Here is a 19,608-nt window from a genome sequence, read left to right as displayed (position 1 = left end):
GTCCGGCAGCAACGGCTCAATGCGTGCCCACTGGGCGTCAGTCAACGACACACCCAGACCAACGATCCGATGATCCGAAGGAAACGGCCTAGGCGAGCACGCGTCCCGCCGCGCCCCGGCCGGCTGCACATTCCATGGTCGTCCCGGCTCGGGACAGCGGTACGCAGCGCTCCGGTACAGGCCAAGCAGTCAGGTGCTTCAGCTGGGTCGCCAGTTGCGGCCATCACCGCGCGGTTGGCCCGAACGCCGGCCTGGCAAGATGCGCACGCCGGACTTGGTTGACCACTGAAGCGACAGCGCGAAGTGACCTGCCGAGAGCCCGCTGGCCTCTGCTGTCCGCCCGGGACCGCCCGAGCAGGCCGACAGGGAACCTACATCCATATTCCGTTTGTGCGCGCTCGGTGAAGACCGTCACCTGCACCGTCACCTCCGTGACACGTGTCGGCGGACCTTCGGCGCACTCCTGCCGGTTATCACCTTGGGCGGCCCTTTGCGGTGGCCAAGACTTCCAACGTCCCGCACGACGACATGCCACCGGCACCGTGCCCGGAGGCTCGCAGAAGGGAACACCTCATGAGGCTCGCACGCATCGCTGCCGCTGCCGCCGTGACGACCGCGCTGACCGGCGCCGCCATCGCCCCCGCCGCGGCCGGCACCAACGCCGGAAGCGGCCACAGCTACACGTGTTCCAACCAGGGCGGCGGCCCGGACCACACCGTGAACTGCTCCGGCCTGATCACCGTCAACAACGTGCTCAACGGTACGACGGTGTCCATCGGGGACGTCAACGTGCTGTCCGGGACCCAGCTGTCGGACCTGCAGGTCGCCCTTGCCAACGTGGCCGACAACAACGTCAACGCCCCGGTCACCGTCCAGCTGCTGAACCTGGAGACCGCCGCGATCAACACCTACCTGAGCAAGTTCGGCATCACCGTCCTGCCGGTCAACGTCAAGCTCTGCGCCGGCAGCATCTGCGTCTGACACCTGCCCAGCGCGAAAAGCCTCTGTCTTGCGAAGCCGTGCCCCCGGCCCGGGGCACGGCTTCGCGCCTGGGAGAGCTCGACAGGGAGGGCCACGCCGGTGAGGCAGTGGACGACCGAATGCGCCCCCCCTGCCGACCGCAGCGTGGTGACGGTCTCCGGTCGGGGTACTCGGCTGGCTTCAGAGGAGGCGCTTCGGGCAGGACGAGAGCTCCGGAGACACGGCGCCCGTGAGCATCGCGGCGGCTGCGGAGCCGCAGGGCGGTCGCCATGCCCGCCGCGACGGGCTGGTCACCGGCAGGTCTTGCCGACCCCGATTCCGCACCACCGGACGGCAGGGACCGCCATGACCGAGCAGACACCGTCCCCGGCGCGGGGCGAGGGCACGCACGACGAGGACACGCAGGAGAGTCGAGGAGTGGGAGAGCAGCTGAATCGGCCCCTGAGCGCGGTGACGGAGGCTGCTGGGGACGACGCCCCGGCCGCCGGGGAGCGGCGACGGCGGACGCCGCCGCGCCGGTGGCCGTTTCTCACGGTCGAGGCCGGTTTCCGGTGGCTGGCTTCGCTGCGCGGGGCCCCGGCCCTGCACCCGCGCGGGCTGACCTGCGCGGCCACGCTGGAGATCGTCCGCGACAGGGGCGAGCCGTGGGGCGTGCCATGGCTGGACACGGCAGGGCGGTACGCCGCCACGGTCCGCCTGTCCCGGGCGGCCGGTCTGCCCGAGCGGCTGCCCGACGGACTCGGGCTGGCCGTTCGTGTCGCGAGCGCCGACGGTCCGGGCCGTCCTGTGGATCTCCTGCTGACGAGCAGTGGGCGCGGGCGTGTCCTGCGGCATCTGCCCGTGCCGCGCGTCGACGCGCTGGGCGGCCCGTACTCGAGCCTGCTGCCGTACCGGGTCGCCGGCCGCCGCGGCGTTCTGGCCGCCTTTCCCCGCCGTACCCCGCAGGCACCCGTGCCCGGGAATCCGGCCGCCCTGGCCGACGCCCTGGACGGCGGACCGCTCGTCTTCGATCTGTGCGCCGCGGTCTCCGGCGGCTGGCGCACGTTCGCCGTGCTGACGGTCACCGCGCCTCTGGCCGCGCAGCCACAGGAGAGTGTGGGCTTCGACATCTACGCGCACAGCGCTGAGCAGTTCCGCCCCGGCGGCGCCTTGGCCGCGACGCGCCGCGCGGCGTACACCGGCTCACGCACGGGCCGCGCTCGCGCGGGCCGCGGGGCGGGCGACCTGGACGGCTGATCCGCCGTCCCGCACTCGGATCGATCGGACACCGAGATCTGCCCGTCGGCGCGTCCCTCTGAGCGTGCCGCTGCCGCCACGCCGTGCTCTTGCAAAAGCGCGGCGCCCCTGTCGGGCGCCGCGCTTGCGGCCGGTGATGATCCTTGCCGGTCAGCCGGCAGTCCGTGTGGGGGTGGACCTGCGGGTGAGCAGGGCGCCCAGTGCGATCATTCCCAGGCCCAGCACGAGGTGGAGCCAGTTGTCGGCGGTGTTGACCGGGACGAAGTTCGCGGCGCTGTCGTGGTCGATGATCAACCCGTACAGCCACAGGACCAGATAGATGGCGCCCCCGGCGAGAAGGTAGAGGCGTGCTTGTGCCGCGGTGCGCGCGAGTGCCAGTCCGGCGAGGCCGAAGGCCAGGTGCACGAGGTTGTGCAGGATGGACACCTGGAAGATGCCCAGCAGCTTGGCCTCGGAGTGGTGTGCGGCGAACTCCATGGTGTCGTAGTTCGTGGTGATGCCCGGGATGAAGCCGAGGATGCCGACCAGCAGGAAGACCGCACCCACGGCCAGGGCGGCCTGCTGTACCGGCGTTCGGGCAGTGCGGGCGGCACGTGCGTGTGTGGACATGGCGACTCCCTGTACGCCCTCGAAGGCAGGCCGGCTGCCCGGTCCGCTCTTGCCCTCCCCGAGTGCCCCCAGCCGCCACAGACATGTCACGAGAGCACCATGCGCATCATCGCGAGGCCGGGCTACGCGTCAGGTGGGTGCGGAGCGGCCCGCTCCCCCATGCCGGGACCGCCGCGTTCATGGTCTGCGCCTACCGGCGAGCAGCTCTTCTGTCAGCGACCACCAGCGAGGCGCAGCCGTCACCCGGCAAGGCACTGGGCGGCGACGAATCCGTGAACGCGTCGCCGTCTTCATCACCGGGGCCAGCCAGGAGTCCGTCACGGCCTCACCAGCGAGATCATCCCGCCGGATCCAGCCGGACGGTCACCCCAGCGCGCTTCCGCCGGTCCCTGGCCTGGCACATCTCCCGGCCGCCCGGCAGGCTGGTCGCCCTCGCCATCCAGTACGGTCGTCTGCGGACCGCCGGAGCCGTCCTCTACGACATCCCGCCCCGCACGCCCAGCGGCTCCACGCTCGCGCCGAGCACTCAGCCGGCTCCCCGCCGAGAACGAAGCGCCGCGCGAACACTGCAGCTGCCGACACCAACCTTCGCCCCCTTCCCCCCCGAAACTTCCGGGGGCCGACATGGCCCTGCCCGTACCGGCGGACCCGCAGGAGGCGGCCCCGCTGCCGGTCACCGTCTCCGCGGCGCAGACCGCGGTCGCGGACATGCGGGCCACGGCAGCTGGACGGTCGCCGCGACGGCGGCCGTGGGCGGCCTGCTGCTCGGCGGGCTGCCGTTCGCGGCCACCGGCAAGCTGCACGGCGGCGGCGACCTCGCGCTCGCCGTCGGCGGACTGGCGGTGGCCCTGGCCGGCGTGTTCTGGGCGATCTGGGCGACGGGCGAGGTCCTCACCCCCCGCTTCGTCACCCTCACCGCCCTGGACGGGCCGGGCCTGGCCGGTCCGCGCGCCGCCGTGCAGCGGGAACCGGAGGTGTTCATCGGCCCTTTCGGTGCCAGTGCGGCCGAACGTCCCCCCGACCGACTCCCACCCGGACGGCACCATGCTCCTCGACCTCGCCGCGTCGCTCGTGCGACGGCTCGGCGCCCATCAGCGCGGAGACCGTCAGGCGGTGCTGCACCGGGACGCCCTGGCAGAGGCCGAGGCCGTCCTCGCGTACAGCCCGGCCACACCGCGCGGCGCACCCCCGCGCATCCTCGACCGGGAGGGACTGCGGCTCGTGGCGCTGTTGCACAGCGCCCGCTGGACCGCGCGAGGATGTCCCGAGACGGACGCCGACCGGGACACCGCCGTACGGCTGTTCGCCCTGCTGGCCCCGTACCGGCCGGACGCCGTTCCGGCACGGCTGCGGGACGCCGTCGCCGCTGCGGACCGTCCGGTCGCCCACGACCTGGAGGACATGGGCAGCCGGGCCCTGGCGGCATACCGTCGGTGGGGAACCCAGCTCGATCCCCGCGCGCTCGAGGAAGCGGTCAGCCTGTGGCGGTATGCCGCCGGTGTGCTGCCGAAGGGCCATCCGGGTGGTACGCCGCAGTAAGACAGGCGATGGCTGTCACGGCAAGTACCACTGCGGTCGTCATGCCACCGGGGAGGCTTGCGCCACGAGCCAGGTACCAGGAATCTTCGAAGCCGGCGAGATTCATCTGTTTCCGTGTCATTCAACGTGTCAGTGATCCGTGTCCGCGCTGTGGATGGTCATCAGGTCGGCGAGTCCTGAAACGGTCAGGACGGGCAACAGCAAAGGGCCGGCGATGAGTTCGATGCGGTCGGCGTGGGCGAACAGGACGCTGAGGCCGGCGCTGTCGAGATACTCGACGTCGGTGAGGTCGACGACGAGGCGGCCCGAGGTCTTGCCGAGGTGTGAGGCGAGGGTGTCGGCGTTGGTCATGTCGATTTCGCCTACGGCCTTGAGGACCGCCGTGTCGTCCGGGCGACGGCCGGTGGTGATGGTGAGCGGCGTGGGCATCAGGCAATCCTCGTGTGCATGTCGACGGTGGTGCCGACCGGGCCGGGTGTGATGGTGACGTGCTGCATCAGGGCGCGCATGAGCGTGATCCCCCGTCCTCGGTGGGGGTTGGCCTCCGGCTCGGGTGTCTTCCAGTGGCCGGTGTCGGCGACGGTGAGACGCAGCTCGTCGACGAGAGCTTCGGCGCGGAGGCGGACGGTGTCGCCCGGGGTGTGACGGTGACCGTGTTCGATGGCGTTGGCGCATGCTTCCCCGGCGGCGACCAGCACGTTCTGGGCGATGTGGGGCGGCAGGTCGCATCGGTCGAGCCAGCTGCGCAGGGCCTTGCGGACGGGGGCGAGCTGCGCGGATTCGGCCGGGAAGGTGATCTCCAGGGGGGCGGGGTGGCGGTAGAGCAGCACAGCGACATCGTCGTCGTAGCCGCCGGCCGGCGCCAGGCGGGCCATGACGTCACTGGCGAGGGTGCCGATGGCGGTGTCGCGCCCGTTGTGGACGGCTTCGCCGGCCTGGTCGATGCCGGCTGTCAGCGGGCGGCGGCGGCGTTCGACGAGGCCGTCGGTGTACAGCAGCAGGGTGGCGCGGGCGGGCACGGTGCATGCGCCCTGGGGTCGTGCTTTCCCGGGGGCGACGGCCAGGGGACTGGAGCGTCCGTCCTCGAGCAGGTGGGTGGTGCCGTCCGGGTGGGCGAGGATGCCGGGGGGATGACCCGCGCTGGAATAGCTGAGGTGGCCGCTGTCGGGGTCCAGGACGCCGCAGAAGGCGGTGGTGCACATGGCGCCGGGGATACCGGCGGCGAAGTGGTCCATGGCCATCAGGACCTGCGCCGGGTCGGCGTCCTGCAGGAGCAGCGCGCGGCAGGCACTGCGCAGTTGCCCCATGACAGCGGCGGCTTTCAGCCCGCGCCCGACGCAGTCGCCGACGACGATGCCGATGCGTCCGTCGGGCAGGGGGACCGTGTCGTACCAGTCCCCCCCGACTTCCAGGGGCTGGGTAGCGGGCTCGTAGCGGACGGCGAAGCCTGCGGGGAGCTGGGAGGGACCGAGGATGGCACGCTGAAGGGCGAGGGCGGTCTCGCGCTGCTGGTCGATCTGGTGAGCCCGGCTCAGCCCTTGGGCGAGGTGGCCGGCCAGCAGTGACAGCAGCAGCTCGTCCTCGCTGGTGAACGGCCGCTGATCACCGAGGTCGACCCAGAGCGCCAAGGGGCCGTCGGGGTGTTCGAGAAGGATGCCGGCCCCGGATCCGTCGACGTCCGGCGTGAGGGTGGACCGCCGGCGCAGCGAGGTGAGCGTCCGCCGGTGTTCCGGAGACAGCTGCTGCCAGCTCACCGGGGTGCCGGTGGTGGTCAGGGCGGGTTCGTCGCCGCCGGAGAAGACCGCTGCCATCACGCGCCGGGCCCGCCACAGACTCCGCAGCTCGCTGAGGGCGCCGCCGAGCGCGTCGGCGAGGCTCGTGGCCTCCGACAGGCGGGTGCTCAGGGCGGCGAGGGCACTTTCGCGCTGGATGGCGTAGTGCTCGGCGGTCACGTCGCGGAACGTTCCGACGGTGACGCGGCGGCCGGTGTCGGGATCTTCGGCTTGGGCGAAGCTGGCGGTCACCCACACACGGCGTCCGTCGCGGTGGGTCACGGGGATCGTGTACGTACCTCTGCGACTGCTCATCAGCTGGGTGAAGGCTTCCTGGACCCGCTGGTGAGCGTCGGCGTCTGTCTGCGCGTCCGGCCACCAGGGGTGGATCGGCGCGTAGGGCAGTCCTTCGGGGCCGTAGCCGAGGATCTCGGTGAAGGCGGTGTTGATCTCGATGACCGCGCCGCTCTCGTCGCAGACGAAGAACGCCTCCTGGAGGGAGTCGACCAGGGCGGTGCGCCAGCGGGCGTGATGGTTGCGCAGGCGGGCGAGTTCCACGTTCGCGCGGACGCGGGCGAGGAGTTCGGCCGCCGCGAAGGGCTTGACCAGGTAGTCGTCGGCGCCCGCCTGCAGGCCCTCGATGGAGGCTTCCTGCCCGGCCCGCGCGGACAGCAGCAGGACGGGGACGGCCGCGGTGCGCGGGTCGGTGCGCAGAGCCGCTACGAGGGCCAGGCCGTCCAGGCGCGGCATCATCACGTCGCTGACGACCAGGTCGGGAGCCTGTGCTCGAATGGAGTCGAGGGCTTCCAGACCGTCGGTGACGGTCCTGACCTGGTATCCCGCTCCGGTCAGCAGTCGGGTGAGGTACTCGCGCATGTCGGCGTTGTCGTCGGCGACCAGGACCCTGCCCGCCGCCACCGCGCCCGGATCGGCAGTGGTGTCGAAGACCGCGGTGTCCACGCTGGTGACGTCCGACGGCCCTGGACCGGTCTGTTCTCCGGGCAGCCAGCGCAGAGCTTCCTGCACGTACGGATCCGCGTCGGTGCCGGCCACGGTCGCGGGTGCGGTGGCGGTGGCGCTCACCGCGTCGGCGGGCACATGGGCGGAGCCGAAGGGCAGACGGATGGTGAAGCGAGTGCCCTCGCCCTCGGTCGAATCAGCGGTGATGGTGCCGTGGTGCAGGCCGACCAGTTCCTTGACGAGGGCCAGTCCGATACCGCTGCCCTCATTGGAGCGGGAGCGCGCGTTCTCGATGCGGTGGAAACGTTCGAACAGGCGGGGCATCTCCGTGGCGGGCACTCCGATGCCGGTGTCCGTGACGGTCACGACGGCCTCTCCGCCGTCCGTCCGCACGGTGACGCGGATCGACCCGTCGAAGGTGAACTTCAGCGCGTTGGAGAGAAGGTTGAGGACCACCTTCTCCCACATCCCGCGGTCGATCCACACCGGTTCGTCGAGCGGCGGGCAGTCCACCGTGAATTCCAGGCCGGCCTTCTCGATCGCGGAGCGGAAGACACTGGCCAGCTCGGCGGTGACGGCGGCCAGATCGACCGGTTCGTAGCTCGCGCGCATCCGGCCGGCCTCGATGCGGGAGAAGTCCAGCAGCGTATTGACCAGCTTGCCCAGGCGCAGTCCGTTGCGCTGGATGACCTCCAGGTCTTCACGCACCTGCGAGTCGCTGCCGGCGAGCCGGGCGCGCAGTTCCTCCACGGGGCCCATGATCAGGGTCAGCGGGGTGCGGAACTCGTGACTGATGTTGGAGAAGAACGCGGTCTTGGCACGGTCCAGCTCGGCGAGCTCTTCGGCGCGCTGCTGCTGGGCCTGGTAGCTGCGCGCGCTGGCGATGCCCGCTGCGAGATGCCCGGCCACCAGCTCCACGAAACCGCGGTAGCCCTCGTCCAACGGGCGGTAGCGGTTCACAGCGGCCACCAGGAACCCGTACGGGGAACTGCCGTGTCCGAGCAGGGGCACCACCAGCGCCTGCAGAGGCGGCTCGGGCCAGCGGCCGGCCGGCACGTCGGTGAACGCGTCGCCCTCCAGTGCGACCGTCGTGCTCTGGCCCCGGGCGGGCTCCCGGAGGGGCCAGAGCGGGGCCGGGTCGCCGGCCGTCAGAGTCCGGGGGGCAGCCGGATGTCCCGCGTCGATGCCGGTGGTGGCTGCCAGCTGCGCCGAGCCGTCCTCCTGAAACAGGTAGGTCAGGGTGAACGGCAGGTCCTGGGCGTTGTGATCCATCTGCCGGCCGGCGAACGCGAGCATCTCCTGCTCGGTGCGGACCACGGTGGGGTCGGAGCCCAGATCCCTCAGCGTGGCCATCCGCCGCTCACCGATGACCCGCTCGGTGTCCTCGCTGACCACGCACAGCATGCCGACGACGCTGCCGTCGTCATCGCGCAGCGGGCTGTAGGAGAAGGTGTGGTAGCTCTCCTCGGGGAAGCCCGAGCGTTCCAGGAAGAGCAGCAGCGCCTCGTCCCAGGTGGCCATGCCGGTGGTGAGGACGTTGTCGATACGGGGCCCGATGTCGTCCCAGATCTCCGCCCAGACCTCGCTGGCCGGCCGTCCCAGTGCCCACGGATACTTCCGGCCCAGAGTGTCACGCCGGTAGGCGGCATTGCAGAGGAACGTCAGCTCCGGGCCCCAGGCCATCCACATCGAGAAGCGTGACGACAGGAGAATACTCACGGCGGTGCGCAGACTCTGGGGCCAGCCATCCGGCGTACCCAGAGGGGTGGCCTCCCAGTCGACGGCGGCGAGGTCCCGTCCGATCTCCTCGTCGGCGGCGAACACTTCCGGCACGGCCGTCGGCGACGGACTGTGCTCAGTGTCCTTGGACCTCACCACTGGCCACCCCTTCGTTCCGCAGCGGTCTGCGGTCGTCTCCCGGACCGGGGCCCGTCACCGCCTCCGCGCACGCGCCCCCGGCCCCACCGCGATCCGCAGCAGCGAAGAGCCCGTGACGCAATCTGTAGGATAGGACAACCGCCCGGCCCGGCGGGTGTGCAGGAGCTGGGGGGAGACCGCTGTGACGGCCACAGGCGGCACGTCCGGGACTGCCGCAGTCCCCGTGCCCGGCGACGAGGAGCAGCGGCTGGCCGCGGTGCGCCGATACCGGATCCTGGACACGCCGCCCGACGGCGCCTTCGACAGGATCGCGGCGCTGGCCGCGCGCGTCTTCGGCACGCCCATGGCGACCGTCGCCATCGTCGACACCGACCGCGTCTGGTTCAAGGCCGCTCACGGCCTGGACGGCTTCACGCAGATCGGCCGCGATCCGGGCCTGTGCGCCTCCGCCATCCTCCACAGCGCCCCCTATGTGGTGCGCGACGCGCTGACCGACCCGCGTACGGCCGCCAATCCCCTGGTGCACGGTGAAATGGGCGTGCGGTTCTACGCCGCCGCGCCGATCGTCACCGCCTCCGGGGAGCGGCTGGGCACGGTCAACGTGCTCGACACTTCACCCCGGGAGGCGACCGAGGATCAGATCGCCGCGCTGGAGGACCTGGCATCGTTGGTGATGGACCAGCTGGAGCTGCGGCTGTCCGCCCTGCGCACCGTCGCGGCCGAACGCAGCCGGCGCGCCGATGCCGAACGACTCGCCCGCGCACTGCAGCGCGCCCTGCTGCCGCCTGCCTTGCCGACCGTGCCCGGGCTCGACGCGGCCGCCGCGTATCACCCCGCCTCGGCCGACGAGGTCGGCGGGGACTTCTACGATCTGTTTCCGCTCGACGACGGCCGCTGGGCCTTCTTCCTCGGTGACGTGTGCGGAAAGGGTGCCGACGCGGCAGCCCTGACCTCGCTGACCCGCTACACCCTGCGTGCGGCCGCCATCTACGACCCGGACCCGTGCGTGGCCCTGCGCAACCTCGACAGCGTCCTCAAAAGCGAACACCAGGGAGACAGCCCTCGATTCTGCACCGCCGTCTTCGGCGTGCTGGAACCCGGACCGGATGGGTCGTTCTCCTTGCAGCTGGCCGGGGGCGGTCATCCCCCGGCCCTCGCGCTGCGCGCCGACGGCACCGTCGAGCCCGTCTCCACGCTCGGCGGCCAGTTGATCGGGCTGCTGCCCGATCCCCAGTTCGTGCAGGCGGCCACCCGCCTGCGTCCGGGGGACGCCCTGCTGCTCTACACGGACGGACTCACCGAGGCCCGCACGGCGGATGGCAGCATGCTGGAACAGGAAGGACTGGCCCGCTACCTGTCCGCCGGTGCTCCCCGGACCGCCGAGGAGCTGCTCGGCACGGTCGACAAGCTCCTGACCGACCTGGGCGCCGGAGTCAGTGACGACACCGCCCTGCTCGCCCTTTCCGTCCCCGATGCACCACACCACTCGCACAGGAGAACCGGTGACTGATCACAATCTCACCGTCACCCACGACGACCACCCCTCCGGCGCCACTGTCCTCGCCGTGGCCGGCGAGCTCGACCACCACACCGCCCGCACTCTCACCTTCGCCCTGGACGAAGCGCCGTTCACGGCCGGAGCCCGTCTGGTGATCGACCTGAGTGCGCTGACGTACTGCGACTCGACAGGCATCACGGTGTTCGTCAGCGCGTACCAGCGCGCCCAGGCAGCGGGCTGCTCCCTTACCCTCGCCGGGGTCCGGCACGACCTGATGCGCGTGTTCCGCATCGTCGGTCTCGACCAGCTCTTCACCTTCCAACCAACCATCGAGGACGCCGTCGGCACAACGCAGCCGTGAGGCCCGCGGCCGGGTCGTCACAGCCTCCTCGCCGCGCTCCCGCTCGCTGCCGTCCAGTGCCTGCTCCGTGGCGAAGCGCGCACCGCTCTTCCCTCCGCCCAGGATGATGACCTGCGCACCGAGGCCTATCGGCTCCCGCGACCTTGCAAAGTCCCTGGCGGGCTCCGGGGACGAGCAGGTTGCTCACCGTGCAGACTTTCAGCTGACGGATCTCATGACGGCCGTGACCGGTCGAGCAAGCCCTGTCCTGCAGCTGGCCAACGGGCCGTGCTCAGCTGAAGAACTGCGTGACCCCAATACCACTCCATGAGCGCCTTCGTCCGGGGCATCGCGGACGGTCTCGCAACTGGCCATACTGACTGTTGAGTTACCGAACTCGGACTAGCCGACGGGGATGTGATGGCGGGGAGCACGGGCACGACGCGGGGCGTCGTCCTCTTTGCGACGGCCGCGACGGTCCTGGTCGCCGTGGGCGGCGCAGGTGCTGTACTCGTTCCCGTGCACGACGCTGCGGCGCACGGTCTGTGGCTGCTCAGCGGCTGGCTGGTGATCGCGGCGGCCGCCGTGTGGTGCGCGGAGGCGGCCGTCGCCCGCGTCCGGCGCAGCCGCCAGTCCACTCGTCAGGGGGAAATCCGGACGCTGCACCTGTACACGACTGGGAGCCTGGCGACGGCTTTCGTGGGCGAACTGATCGTGATTGTCGCCAGGCTGACCCGCGTTCAGGAGGACGCGACGGCCTGGGCGGCCGGAGGCCTGTTCCTGGCACTGCTCGGCGCGGCGTCCTGGCGCACCGCCAACGTCAGCGACCGCTATGGATCGGCCAGTGGCCACACCCCGTCCGACGAGATCTTCACCATCGCTCCCTTCGCTCTGTCCGAGGCGTGCGGCGCCTGGCTCACCGCCCGCTTCGCGGCCGAGGGGCCTCTGTGGGCGGCCTGGGCCCTCGGTGGCGCGATGGTGGCACTGGCTGCGGGTTTCTGGCTGTCTGATGCGCAGGGCTGGTCGGCCAACGACAGGTACCTGAGGATTTTTGGGGCCGCCGGAGCCTTGGGCGCGGGTGGTGTGGTGGCGGGCTTCGCGCTGCGGGGCGAGACTGCGGCCGCGTGGTGGGCGGGCGGTGTCGCGGTGGGCGTTCCGCTGCTCGCCGTCGGTGCGCTCTCTCTCACCTCCGCTCTCCGCCGAAGGACCGCTGGTCGTCGCGGCTGGACGGCTCCGCCCGGGGCGCAGCTCGCCGGGATCCTGGTCCCGCTGGCCAGTGTCGCGTGGGCGATGCCCCATGGGGAGCCGTGGAGCGCGGCGGACTCCGGCGAACGGCTGCTGCGGGTCGGCTGGCTGGCCGTGGCCGGCGCCGTTCTGCTGCTGGTGCAGAACGGCGTGCTGCTGTGGACGGGCACCGGACAGCCGGAGGGCTGGGCGGTCGAGATGGCCCGGCACGTACGAGGGCTGGCGCAGGATGAGGCCGGGCCTCCGTGGCGTCCGGACCGCTCCGGCCGGCTGTCACGCGAACATGACAGGTACGGGCCTGAGTGGTCGTCCCCGGAGGGCGAGTGGAACGGGGAGCGGGAGCAGGCCTGGGAACGCGAGCGGGAGCGGCTCCGGGAGCGCCGCTTGCACGAACTGGGCTCGGCTCCGGACAGCGTCCCCACCTGGTGGCGGCCTCTCGCACAACCCCTCCGGTCCGCCGCCGTGATCGAACTTCACCGGCGTACGGCCCTCACCACCGGCCTCGCCATCGACGAGGTCTGGCCCCGAATCACCCTGGTCGCCTCCGATGAGGTCCTGCGACAGGTGCGGCGCGGGGAGCGGGGCGTCCTCGTCTGGCGGATCACCGTCGCCGCCGCCCTGTGCACGGCGGGTACCTGGCTGCTCATCGCGCTCACCGGCTTCGGTGGTTTCCGCTACACGGACTGGCGGCCCGTCCCGCTCGTCTGGGGGCCGCTGCTCCTGGCCGTGATAGCGCTGGCGCAGGCGCGCAGGCTGCTGGTCGAGGTGAACCAAGCCAAGGCGGACGCGGTCGAGGTCTACCGGTACGACCTGGCTAAGCGCATGCACATCACCCTGCCGCCGGACCCCTCGGGCCCGTACATGATCCGGCTGGCCGGCGCGCTGAGCGGTGACGAGCCTTCGGACCGATCCGGGCGGCACCGGCCGCAGGAGCCAGAGCTTCTCGACGGCACCCGGCTGGACGAACTCGCCGACCTCGTGGCGTCACGGGTGCGGAGCAGCGTACGCGCTGAGGTACGCCAGGCGGTCCGGGAGAGGTACGCCTCACTCGATCCGCGGTTACCGGCCGGCGCGGACCTGGACCTGACCGCCCTCGCGCGGGAGGTCGCCGGCCGGACAGCCGGTCCCGTCGCCGAAGGCCTGAAGGCCCATCTGACTGAACTCCACCGGCAGTTCGAACGGGATGTCCGAGCCGCGATCTACTCCTCGGTCAAGGAGTCCGTGGCCGGCCCCGCCCTGTCGAATTTCGTCGGCTACCTCGCGATCGAGCTGGACCGCAGGCAGCAGGACGTACGGGCTGACGGTGGCACGGTCACGGCACCGGCGGGGCACCGTGTGAAGCTGTTCCTCTCCGTCGTGCGCGACCGGCGCGCCCGTGACCTGCCGTCGGTCGTCGAGAGCCCCCCGGGCCGGGACTTCTTCGTCTTCGAGCCGGTACGCGTCGAGGGCGGCAAGGACACCCGTGCGGTGTCCTTCGACGCCATGGTCGACAGTTCGACGCTCACACCCTTGCCACAGCGCAGGAATCTCCTCGTCGAGAACGAGCAGCAGACGGCTTTCGAGTTCCGGCTGCCCGAGGAAGAGGGCAGCCACGAGGTGTGGTTCCAGCTCTACCAGGCGGGCCACCTCGTCCAGGTTGTCGCCCTCAAGGTAGAGGTACAGGCTCTGGCAGGGGCGACAGGCAACGCATGAACGAGGCACGGCCACCGGACATCTCCGTACGCGTCCTGACCACCGACGAGGCGACCCGGCTGGAGTTCACCGCCAGGCGCCCCGGCGTCGTGCCCGTGCGCGCCACCCTGCTCGGCAGCGACGCGCTGCTCAGGGTTCGCCAGGAACTGGACCGGGGGCTGACCCGCCTCAAGGACGAGCTCACCACGTTCGACATCGAGGACAAGAACCTCAATCGGGTCTTCCAGATCCTGCACGGCCTCGGGCGCACCCTGCTCTTCATCCTCTTCGGCGGGCAGCAGACCATTCTCAAGGAACTCCAAACGTTCTGGAACAACGCCCTGCCATACGGCATGAACCCCGAACTGCCGCCCCCTCTCGTCGAGTGCGTCGGCGGGCGGGACGGCTTCCTGCCCCTGGAGTTCCTGCCGCTGTTCCGGATGTTCCCAGGCGCGCCCATCGAGACCCCCGAAGACTTCATCACCGCCTGCCGGACCCTCGTCGGCTTCTCGTGCGTGGTGCGCCGGGCCATGTTGCCCGCCCCGGTCCACGGCGGCCTTACCCTGCACACCGGCCCGCACGGCCAGGTCCCCACCCGCTACCTGTACTACGAGCACCTCGAAGGAGCCGTCGAAGAACTGGCCTGGTTCAGGGGTGCCGGAAGCGCGCACATCGACCTCGAAGGCCCATACCCTGACGGCGCGGAGCGCGCACCGGGCCTGGCCGAGCAGATCTTCGACCCTCGGCTCCTTCTCAACGGCACCCGCCGCGAACTTCCCGACCAGGTACAGCATTTCGCCTGTCACTGCTACACGCGCTCGGACGACACGCTCGCCTCCGAGATCGAACTCAGCGGAGCGGGACATCACTCGCGCACCACGCTGGGTGCCCTCGGGGCGGACCTCGTTGCCCTCGGCGCCAGCCAGGACCTGCGTAACTTCGACCTGCCGCTGGTGATGATGAACGCCTGCGGGTCGGGCCGGATGCGCGCCCCGGGAGCGCCGTCGTTCCCTTACCTCTTCCTCATGAACGGCAACCGCGGCTTCATCGGCACCGAGACGGAAATCCCCGACGACATCGCCGCGGCGTTCTCCACAGCCCTGTACGAACGCTTCCTCGTCCGCAGAATTCCGCTGGGCAGAGCACTCCTCGAGTCCCGCCTGCACCTCTTGTACACGCTACGCAACCCGCTCGGTCTTACGTATGCCGCCTACGCCGATCCCGGCCTGCACGTCCACCCGAAACCAGAGGAGAAACCTCGTGCCTCAGACGCAGCCCACCCCTGACACCGCGAAGACGATCAGCGTCCTCGGCTTGGAGGACACCGACTCGGGGCGCACCGACCGGCTGACCCTGCGCCGCCTCGAAGAATGGCGGGCCGCCCGCGCCGAGATTCCCGCCGAGGAACTTCGCTCCCGCCTTGGCGACTTCGTCACGACGATGCAGGGCGTAATCGCCTCGCTGCCCCAGCGCGCGGGCGAATTCCAGCTGAATGAGGTGACGTTCAGCGCGGAGGTGAGCGCGAAGGGAACGGTGTCCCTGCTCGGGTCCGGCGGCGAACTGGCGGGGCGGGCGGGAATCACTTTTACCTTCACCCGAGGCTGATCCGTCTGTCCCTCCCCGTCCTGGCAGTCGCATCCGGACATGGCCGACTCCTACCAACCGCTTTCGACGCCGACGACCTTGCTCGCTTGCACGGTTATGCGGCCGTGAGTCACCGCCGGGTCTCGCTGCCCGATGGTCAGGGACTCTGCAAGGTCGCGGGTTGGGGGTGGTTGCCGAGTGTTGGGCTGGTCATGCGGCTGCTCAGCCGGCTCGACGGCGACGCCTTCGACGCCGCGGTGAGCGCGTTTCTGCAGGCCAGATCCACTGACCTGGACGCAGGGAAAGCGCGGTGGCGGGCGGTCGCCGTGGACGGGAAACAACTGCGCGGATCAAGAGCGGCCGGCGGGAAAGCGGTATGGCTGCCGGCCGCGATGGACCATGCCGGAACGGTCCTCGCCCAGCGGCAGGTCGACACGAAGAGCCACGAGGCACCCGCGTTCGTCCCTCTTCTGGACGGCCTGGTCCCGGAGGACGCCGTCGTCACCGCGGACGCGGCCCACACCCAGCACGCCAACGGCATCTGGCCGCGCGAGCAAGGCGCCCACTACATCGCCGTCGTGAAGGGAACCCTCCCGGCCCGCTCAAGCAGTTGAGGAACTGCCGTGGGCCGCCATCGCCCTGGACCACAAGGACCGAACCAGGGGGTCGGGGCCGGCTCGAGGTCCGGCACCTGAAGGCAGTCGCGTTCCGGCACCTCGACACATCGTGGAAAGGCGCAGCGCAGCGGGCTAGCAGCATGCCGAGCCTCCTTCGCAGACGCGGTGGGACACCAGGGCGCGGCGCACACGGACGGGGCGTCCACCGTCATCCACCCAACCACCATTTGTACAGGTCAACGCGCCCTTCCCCGCGGCTTCAGCGGAGTCGCCGGTAGCTCGGGAGCAGGCAGAGGATCTCCGTCGTATCCCTTCACCTCGCCGAATCGCGACCCTTCCATCCAGTCCCGCCGCGCCTGTTCGATCTCCTCCTGGGAGCGTCCGATCCAGTTCCAGAACATGATCAGTTCTTCCTCGAACGGCTCGCCGCCCAGGAGCATCAGGTCCGCGTCGGAGTCGGCGCGCAGGGGGAGTTCGGTGCGGCCGCAGCCGAGGTAGAGCATGGAGCCGGGGAGGACGGGGACGCCGTCGACGTGGGCCTCGCCGGACATGGAGAGGACGGCGTACTCGAAGTCCGGTTCGAGGGGGAGGCGGACGTCCGTGCCGCGGGTGAGGGCGAGGTCGGCGCCGACGATCGGGGTGTACGCGGTCCCCGGTGAGGCCGCGCCGTCGAGGTCGCCGAGGATCAGGGTGGCCCGCAGGCCGGGCGCCGTGACGACCGGGAGGTCACCGTGGTGTTCGAAGTGCGGGTCGGTGTGCCGGTGGGGGTCCGGGAGGGCGACCCAGAGCTGGGCGCCGTGCAGGAAGCGGGCGTGTGACCGGGGGCTCTCCTCGGAGTGGCTGATCGCCCGGCCGGAGGTCATCAGGCCGAGTTCGCGCGGGCGGATCAGCTGTAGGCTGCCGGTCGAGTCGCGGTGCAGGACCTCGCCCTCGTGCAGCCAGCTGACGGTCTGCAGGCCCATGTGCGGGTGCGGCGGCACCTGCATGCCGGGCTCGTCGGCGATGTCGTCGGGCCCGTAGTGGTCGACGAAGCACCACGCGCCCACCATCCGGCGGCCCAGGTTGGGCAGCAGCCGGCGGACCTCCGTGGACTCGCCGAGCGGCACACGGCGCGGGCTGAGGAGTTCGCGTACCGGTTCCGCCACCACGAAACCACGGCCGCCGCACACGCTCGGTACCGCCTGACGGTCGAGATTGCTCATGGCGCCAACCTAGCCCCCCGGCGGCACCGCCGACAGGCCGACGCCCGAACCGTGCGACAGGGCAGGTCAGCGCGGCCGGTCCGCCGGCAGGGCGCCGCGGCTCACCTGCCGCGCAGCCCGCCCCTGTCCCCCGCCACCAGTCTGCGCAGCCGGTCCGGCGGGCCCACCCCGGTCTCCACCCGCAGCCGGCGCGCGTACCGCTCGAACTCCCGGCGCGCCTGGGTGGCGTTGCCCTCCGCGAGATGGGCGCGGATCAACGTGCCCCGGCTGCTCTCCCGCAGCGGGTCCGCCTGTACGGCGGCGTGCGCGGCGATGACCGCCTCGGGGTGGCGCCGGTCCGCCATGAAGTCGGCGGCCAGTCTCTCCAGGGCGTGCGTGCGCAGCTGGCGCCACGTCTCGGCCTCCTGCAGCACCCAGTCCTCGTACCAGCCCGGCAGCAGGTCGGCGGACAGGTCCAGCACCGTGGTGGCGCCGAATCTCGGGCGGTGGAGCGGGGATCCGTCCGGGTCCAGCACCAGCGCGGCGAGTGCCCGCGCCCGGTGGTAGTCGACGCTGACGCCGGGGGCCAGGCGTACGGCGGAGGAGGTCACCTCCAGGGCGCTGCGGCCGGGGTCGCGCAGGCGGACGAGCGCCGACCGGAGGTTGGCGTTGGCGCAGTGCTCGGGGGCCTCGGGCCACAGGCTGCCGGCGACGAGCGCGCGCGGCACGGCGCCCCGGCAGGACACCGCGACGAAGGCCAGCAGACGGGCGGACGCGGGCGGCACGGGCACCGGTGCGTCGCCGACCGTGAGGGAGAAACCACCGAGGAGCGCGAGGTGCGCTCCGCGCGGCGCGGTCTCGTTCACGCTGACCACAACGCCAGGTTATGCCGAGGTCGCCACGGCGTCCCGTCGGAGACCGTCGGAGGACTCTCGGAGGACTCTCGGGAGGTCGGGAAATAGTAGCCATGGCTATAGTAGCCATGTACGGTGTTGCGTATGGGTGCGACACATGAAGGCGCCACGCCCGGTTTCCTGGTCTGGCGGCTGTCCATGAAGTGGCGGGTGGCGGTCGACCGCGCGGTGGCCCCGCTGGGGCTCACGCACGCGCAGTACTCGCTGGTGGCCTCGCTGTACGGCATGCAGCGCGCCGGTGAGCGTCCCAGCCAGCGGCGGCTGGCCGACCACACCGGGCTCGAACCGCTCTACGTGTCGAAGCTGGCGCGCGCCCTGGAGTCCGCGGGGCTGCTCGAACGCGCCCGCGATCCCCGCGATCCGCGTGCCGTGCAGCTCGCCCTCACCGAGCGGGGGCGGGAGGTCACCCGGCAGGCCATCGACGTCGTCCAGGGGCTGCTCCGGCAGTTGCTGGAGCCGCTCGGCGGCCTCGACAGTCCCCGTGCCCGGGACTTCAGCCGCGATCTCCTCACGCTGCTCGACGCACCCCTCGACGTATCGCTCCACGCACCCCTCGACCTATCGCTCCACGCACCGCTCGACGCCCCTCCCGACCATCACGCGAACCAGCAGGAGCAGCAGCCATGACGATCCGCACGATCCGCACAGACACGGCGTCCACCCCACACAGCTCCCCCGCCACGCCCCTCCTCAACAGCCGCGTCCTAGCCCTCGCCCATTACGCCGCCCGCGCGGTCCTCGAGTCCGTGCTCGTCCGGCACGGGCTGGTCTTCCAGGAGTCGGTCGCCCTGCGGGTGGTCGCCGTCGCCGGGGCGCCCGTGGACCGGGACGCGCTGGTCGGGGAGGTCGTCGACGCGCTCAAGGCCGACCCGGCCGACGCGCACCGCACCGTGACCGGGCTGGCGGACAAGGGGCTGGTCGCGGCCGAGGGAGCCGACGTACGGATGACGGACGCCGGGCGGGAGCTGTACGCCGCGCTCTCCGCCGAGACGCAGGAGATCTCCGCGCGGATCTACGCCGGGATCCCCGAGGAGGACCTGGCCGTCGCCGGGCGGGTGCTCACGCTCGTCACCGAGCGGGAGAACGCCGAACTGGCGGCCCGGAACGGCTGACGTCGCGGCGCCCCGAGACAGTGGAATGTTTGACGCTCCGCCGGGGTTGCAGCGCCCGAAGGAGGTCACCGGTGGACACGACGTACTACGACCACGGGACGCCCGCGGAGCGCTGGGAGCGCGCGCGGATGTTCTTCGACGCCAAGGACTACGCCGCCGCGGCACGGGTCCTGGACGGGCTGGTCGAGGAGGCGCCGGAGCAGACCGGTCCGCGTCTGCTGCTGGCCCGCGCCTACTACCACTCGGCCCAGCTGCGCCGCGCCGAGGCCGAGCTGCGGGTCATCGTGGAGCGCGATCCGGTGGAGCACTACGCCCGGCTGATGCTGGGCCGTACGCTCCAGCGCCAGGGGCGGCAGGAGGAGGCCGAGCCCCATCTGCGGATCGCGTCCGCGCTGGCCGGTGACTTCGAGCGGCTCTGAGGACGGACGCGAGGACGGGAACGAGGTCGGAAAACGAGGACGGAGAAAGAGG

Annotated in this window: 17 protein-coding genes; 12 read left to right on the top strand and 5 right to left on the bottom strand. The window is 71.2% G+C overall.

Annotated features, from left to right (window positions below; translation table 11 throughout):
* Positions 1 to 573 precede the first annotated feature (573 nt).
* Both AB0K92_RS23425 and AB0K92_RS23420 read left to right on the top strand, forming a co-directional pair.
* Positions 574 to 981, top strand: coding sequence for a preprotein translocase subunit TatB (locus AB0K92_RS23425; RefSeq protein WP_365925805.1), 408 nt, complete (start codon positions 574 to 576; stop codon positions 979 to 981).
* A gap of 345 nt (positions 982 to 1,326) precedes the next feature.
* A complete protein-coding gene (locus AB0K92_RS23420; RefSeq protein WP_365925803.1) occupies positions 1,327 to 2,217 on the top strand; it encodes a phosphodiesterase in 891 nt (296 codons plus the stop codon).
* Between the two features lie 150 nt (positions 2,218 to 2,367).
* Here AB0K92_RS23420 and AB0K92_RS23415 read toward each other — a convergent pair whose 3' ends face one another.
* Positions 2,368 to 2,826, bottom strand: coding sequence for a DUF4383 domain-containing protein (locus AB0K92_RS23415; RefSeq protein WP_365925801.1), 459 nt, complete (start codon positions 2,824 to 2,826; stop codon positions 2,368 to 2,370).
* A gap of 999 nt (positions 2,827 to 3,825) precedes the next feature.
* Here AB0K92_RS23415 and AB0K92_RS23410 point away from each other — a divergent pair.
* A complete protein-coding gene (locus AB0K92_RS23410; protein ID WP_365925799.1) occupies positions 3,826 to 4,365 on the top strand; it encodes a hypothetical protein in 540 nt (179 codons plus the stop codon).
* A gap of 129 nt (positions 4,366 to 4,494) precedes the next feature.
* On the opposite strand, the gene AB0K92_RS23405 is transcribed toward AB0K92_RS23410, so the two are convergent.
* Complete coding sequence (locus AB0K92_RS23405; RefSeq protein ID WP_365925797.1) at positions 4,495 to 4,794, bottom strand: STAS domain-containing protein; 300 nt, start codon at positions 4,792 to 4,794, stop codon at positions 4,495 to 4,497.
* Positions 4,794 to 8,975, bottom strand: coding sequence for a SpoIIE family protein phosphatase (locus AB0K92_RS23400; RefSeq protein ID WP_365925795.1), 4,182 nt, complete (start codon positions 8,973 to 8,975; stop codon positions 4,794 to 4,796). Before AB0K92_RS23400 ends, AB0K92_RS23405 begins: the two co-directional genes overlap by 1 nt.
* A 181-nt stretch (positions 8,976 to 9,156) precedes the next feature.
* Between AB0K92_RS23400 and AB0K92_RS23395 the strand changes: the two genes are divergently transcribed.
* From AB0K92_RS23395 to AB0K92_RS23370, 6 genes are all read left to right on the top strand, one after another.
* A complete protein-coding gene (locus AB0K92_RS23395) occupies positions 9,157 to 10,485 on the top strand; it encodes a GAF domain-containing SpoIIE family protein phosphatase (protein WP_365925793.1) in 1,329 nt (442 codons plus the stop codon).
* A complete protein-coding gene (locus tag AB0K92_RS23390; protein WP_365925791.1) occupies positions 10,478 to 10,834 on the top strand; it encodes an STAS domain-containing protein in 357 nt (118 codons plus the stop codon). Before AB0K92_RS23395 ends, AB0K92_RS23390 begins: the two co-directional genes overlap by 8 nt.
* A 498-nt stretch (positions 10,835 to 11,332) precedes the next feature.
* Positions 11,333 to 13,750, top strand: coding sequence for a hypothetical protein (locus AB0K92_RS23385; RefSeq protein ID WP_365925789.1), 2,418 nt, complete (start codon positions 11,333 to 11,335; stop codon positions 13,748 to 13,750).
* A complete protein-coding gene (locus AB0K92_RS23380) occupies positions 13,747 to 15,015 on the top strand; it encodes a CHAT domain-containing protein (RefSeq protein WP_365925787.1) in 1,269 nt (422 codons plus the stop codon). Before AB0K92_RS23385 ends, AB0K92_RS23380 begins: the two co-directional genes overlap by 4 nt.
* Positions 15,016 to 15,043: 28 nt before the next feature.
* Complete coding sequence (locus tag AB0K92_RS23375; protein ID WP_365925785.1) at positions 15,044 to 15,334, top strand: hypothetical protein; 291 nt, start codon at positions 15,044 to 15,046, stop codon at positions 15,332 to 15,334.
* Between the two features lie 191 nt (positions 15,335 to 15,525).
* The gene (locus AB0K92_RS23370) at positions 15,526 to 15,927 is read left to right on the top strand and encodes a transposase (protein WP_365925783.1); all 402 of its coding nucleotides are present in this window, start codon (positions 15,526 to 15,528) and stop codon (positions 15,925 to 15,927) included.
* Between the two features lie 239 nt (positions 15,928 to 16,166).
* Here AB0K92_RS23370 and AB0K92_RS23365 read toward each other — a convergent pair whose 3' ends face one another.
* A complete protein-coding gene (locus AB0K92_RS23365) occupies positions 16,167 to 17,132 on the bottom strand; it encodes a pirin family protein (RefSeq protein ID WP_365925781.1) in 966 nt (321 codons plus the stop codon).
* Positions 17,133 to 17,233: 101 nt separating this feature from the next.
* Entirely contained in the window at positions 17,234 to 17,986 is a 753-nt protein-coding gene (locus AB0K92_RS23360; protein WP_365925779.1) for a BTAD domain-containing putative transcriptional regulator, read from the bottom strand.
* Between the two features lie 123 nt (positions 17,987 to 18,109).
* Between AB0K92_RS23360 and AB0K92_RS23355 the strand changes: the two genes are divergently transcribed.
* The 3 genes from AB0K92_RS23355 to AB0K92_RS23345 all read left to right on the top strand — a co-directional run bounded on the left by AB0K92_RS23355 (position 18,110) and on the right by AB0K92_RS23345 (position 19,556).
* Entirely contained in the window at positions 18,110 to 18,652 is a 543-nt protein-coding gene (locus AB0K92_RS23355) for a MarR family transcriptional regulator (protein ID WP_365925777.1), read from the top strand.
* Entirely contained in the window at positions 18,649 to 19,137 is a 489-nt protein-coding gene (locus AB0K92_RS23350) for a MarR family winged helix-turn-helix transcriptional regulator (RefSeq protein WP_365925775.1), read from the top strand. The genes AB0K92_RS23355 and AB0K92_RS23350 overlap by 4 nt, the downstream gene beginning before the upstream one ends.
* A 71-nt stretch (positions 19,138 to 19,208) precedes the next feature.
* Entirely contained in the window at positions 19,209 to 19,556 is a 348-nt protein-coding gene (locus tag AB0K92_RS23345) for a tetratricopeptide repeat protein (protein WP_365759789.1), read from the top strand.
* The last annotated feature ends 52 nt before the right edge of the window (positions 19,557 to 19,608 follow it).

Origin of the sequence: Streptomyces sp. NPDC052687 (genome assembly GCF_040678395.1) — a bacterium.
Classification (GTDB): Bacteria; Actinomycetota; Actinomycetes; order Streptomycetales; family Streptomycetaceae; genus Streptomyces.
The sequence above is the reverse complement of the archived record's forward strand: the minus strand, read 5'-3'. Positions and strand labels throughout refer to the sequence as shown.

Excerpts from the sequence above, each read along its gene's own strand:
- AB0K92_RS23425 (WP_365925805.1), top strand. The coding sequence starts at position 574 with ATGAGGCTCGCACGCATCGCTGCCGCTGCCGCCGTGACGACCGCGCTG.
- AB0K92_RS23420 (WP_365925803.1), top strand. The coding sequence starts at position 1,327 with ATGACCGAGCAGACACCGTCCCCGGCGCGGGGCGAGGGCACGCACGAC.
- AB0K92_RS23415 (WP_365925801.1), bottom strand. The coding sequence starts at position 2,826 with ATGTCCACACACGCACGTGCCGCCCGCACTGCCCGAACGCCGGTACAG.
- AB0K92_RS23405 (WP_365925797.1), bottom strand. The coding sequence starts at position 4,794 with ATGCCCACGCCGCTCACCATCACCACCGGCCGTCGCCCGGACGACACG.
- AB0K92_RS23380 (WP_365925787.1), top strand. The coding sequence starts at position 13,747 with ATGAACGAGGCACGGCCACCGGACATCTCCGTACGCGTCCTGACCACC.
- AB0K92_RS23370 (WP_365925783.1), top strand. The coding sequence starts at position 15,526 with ATGCGGCTGCTCAGCCGGCTCGACGGCGACGCCTTCGACGCCGCGGTG.
- AB0K92_RS23365 (WP_365925781.1), bottom strand. The coding sequence starts at position 17,132 with ATGAGCAATCTCGACCGTCAGGCGGTACCGAGCGTGTGCGGCGGCCGT.
- AB0K92_RS23355 (WP_365925777.1), top strand. The coding sequence starts at position 18,110 with ATGGGTGCGACACATGAAGGCGCCACGCCCGGTTTCCTGGTCTGGCGG.
- AB0K92_RS23350 (WP_365925775.1), top strand. The coding sequence starts at position 18,649 with ATGACGATCCGCACGATCCGCACAGACACGGCGTCCACCCCACACAGC.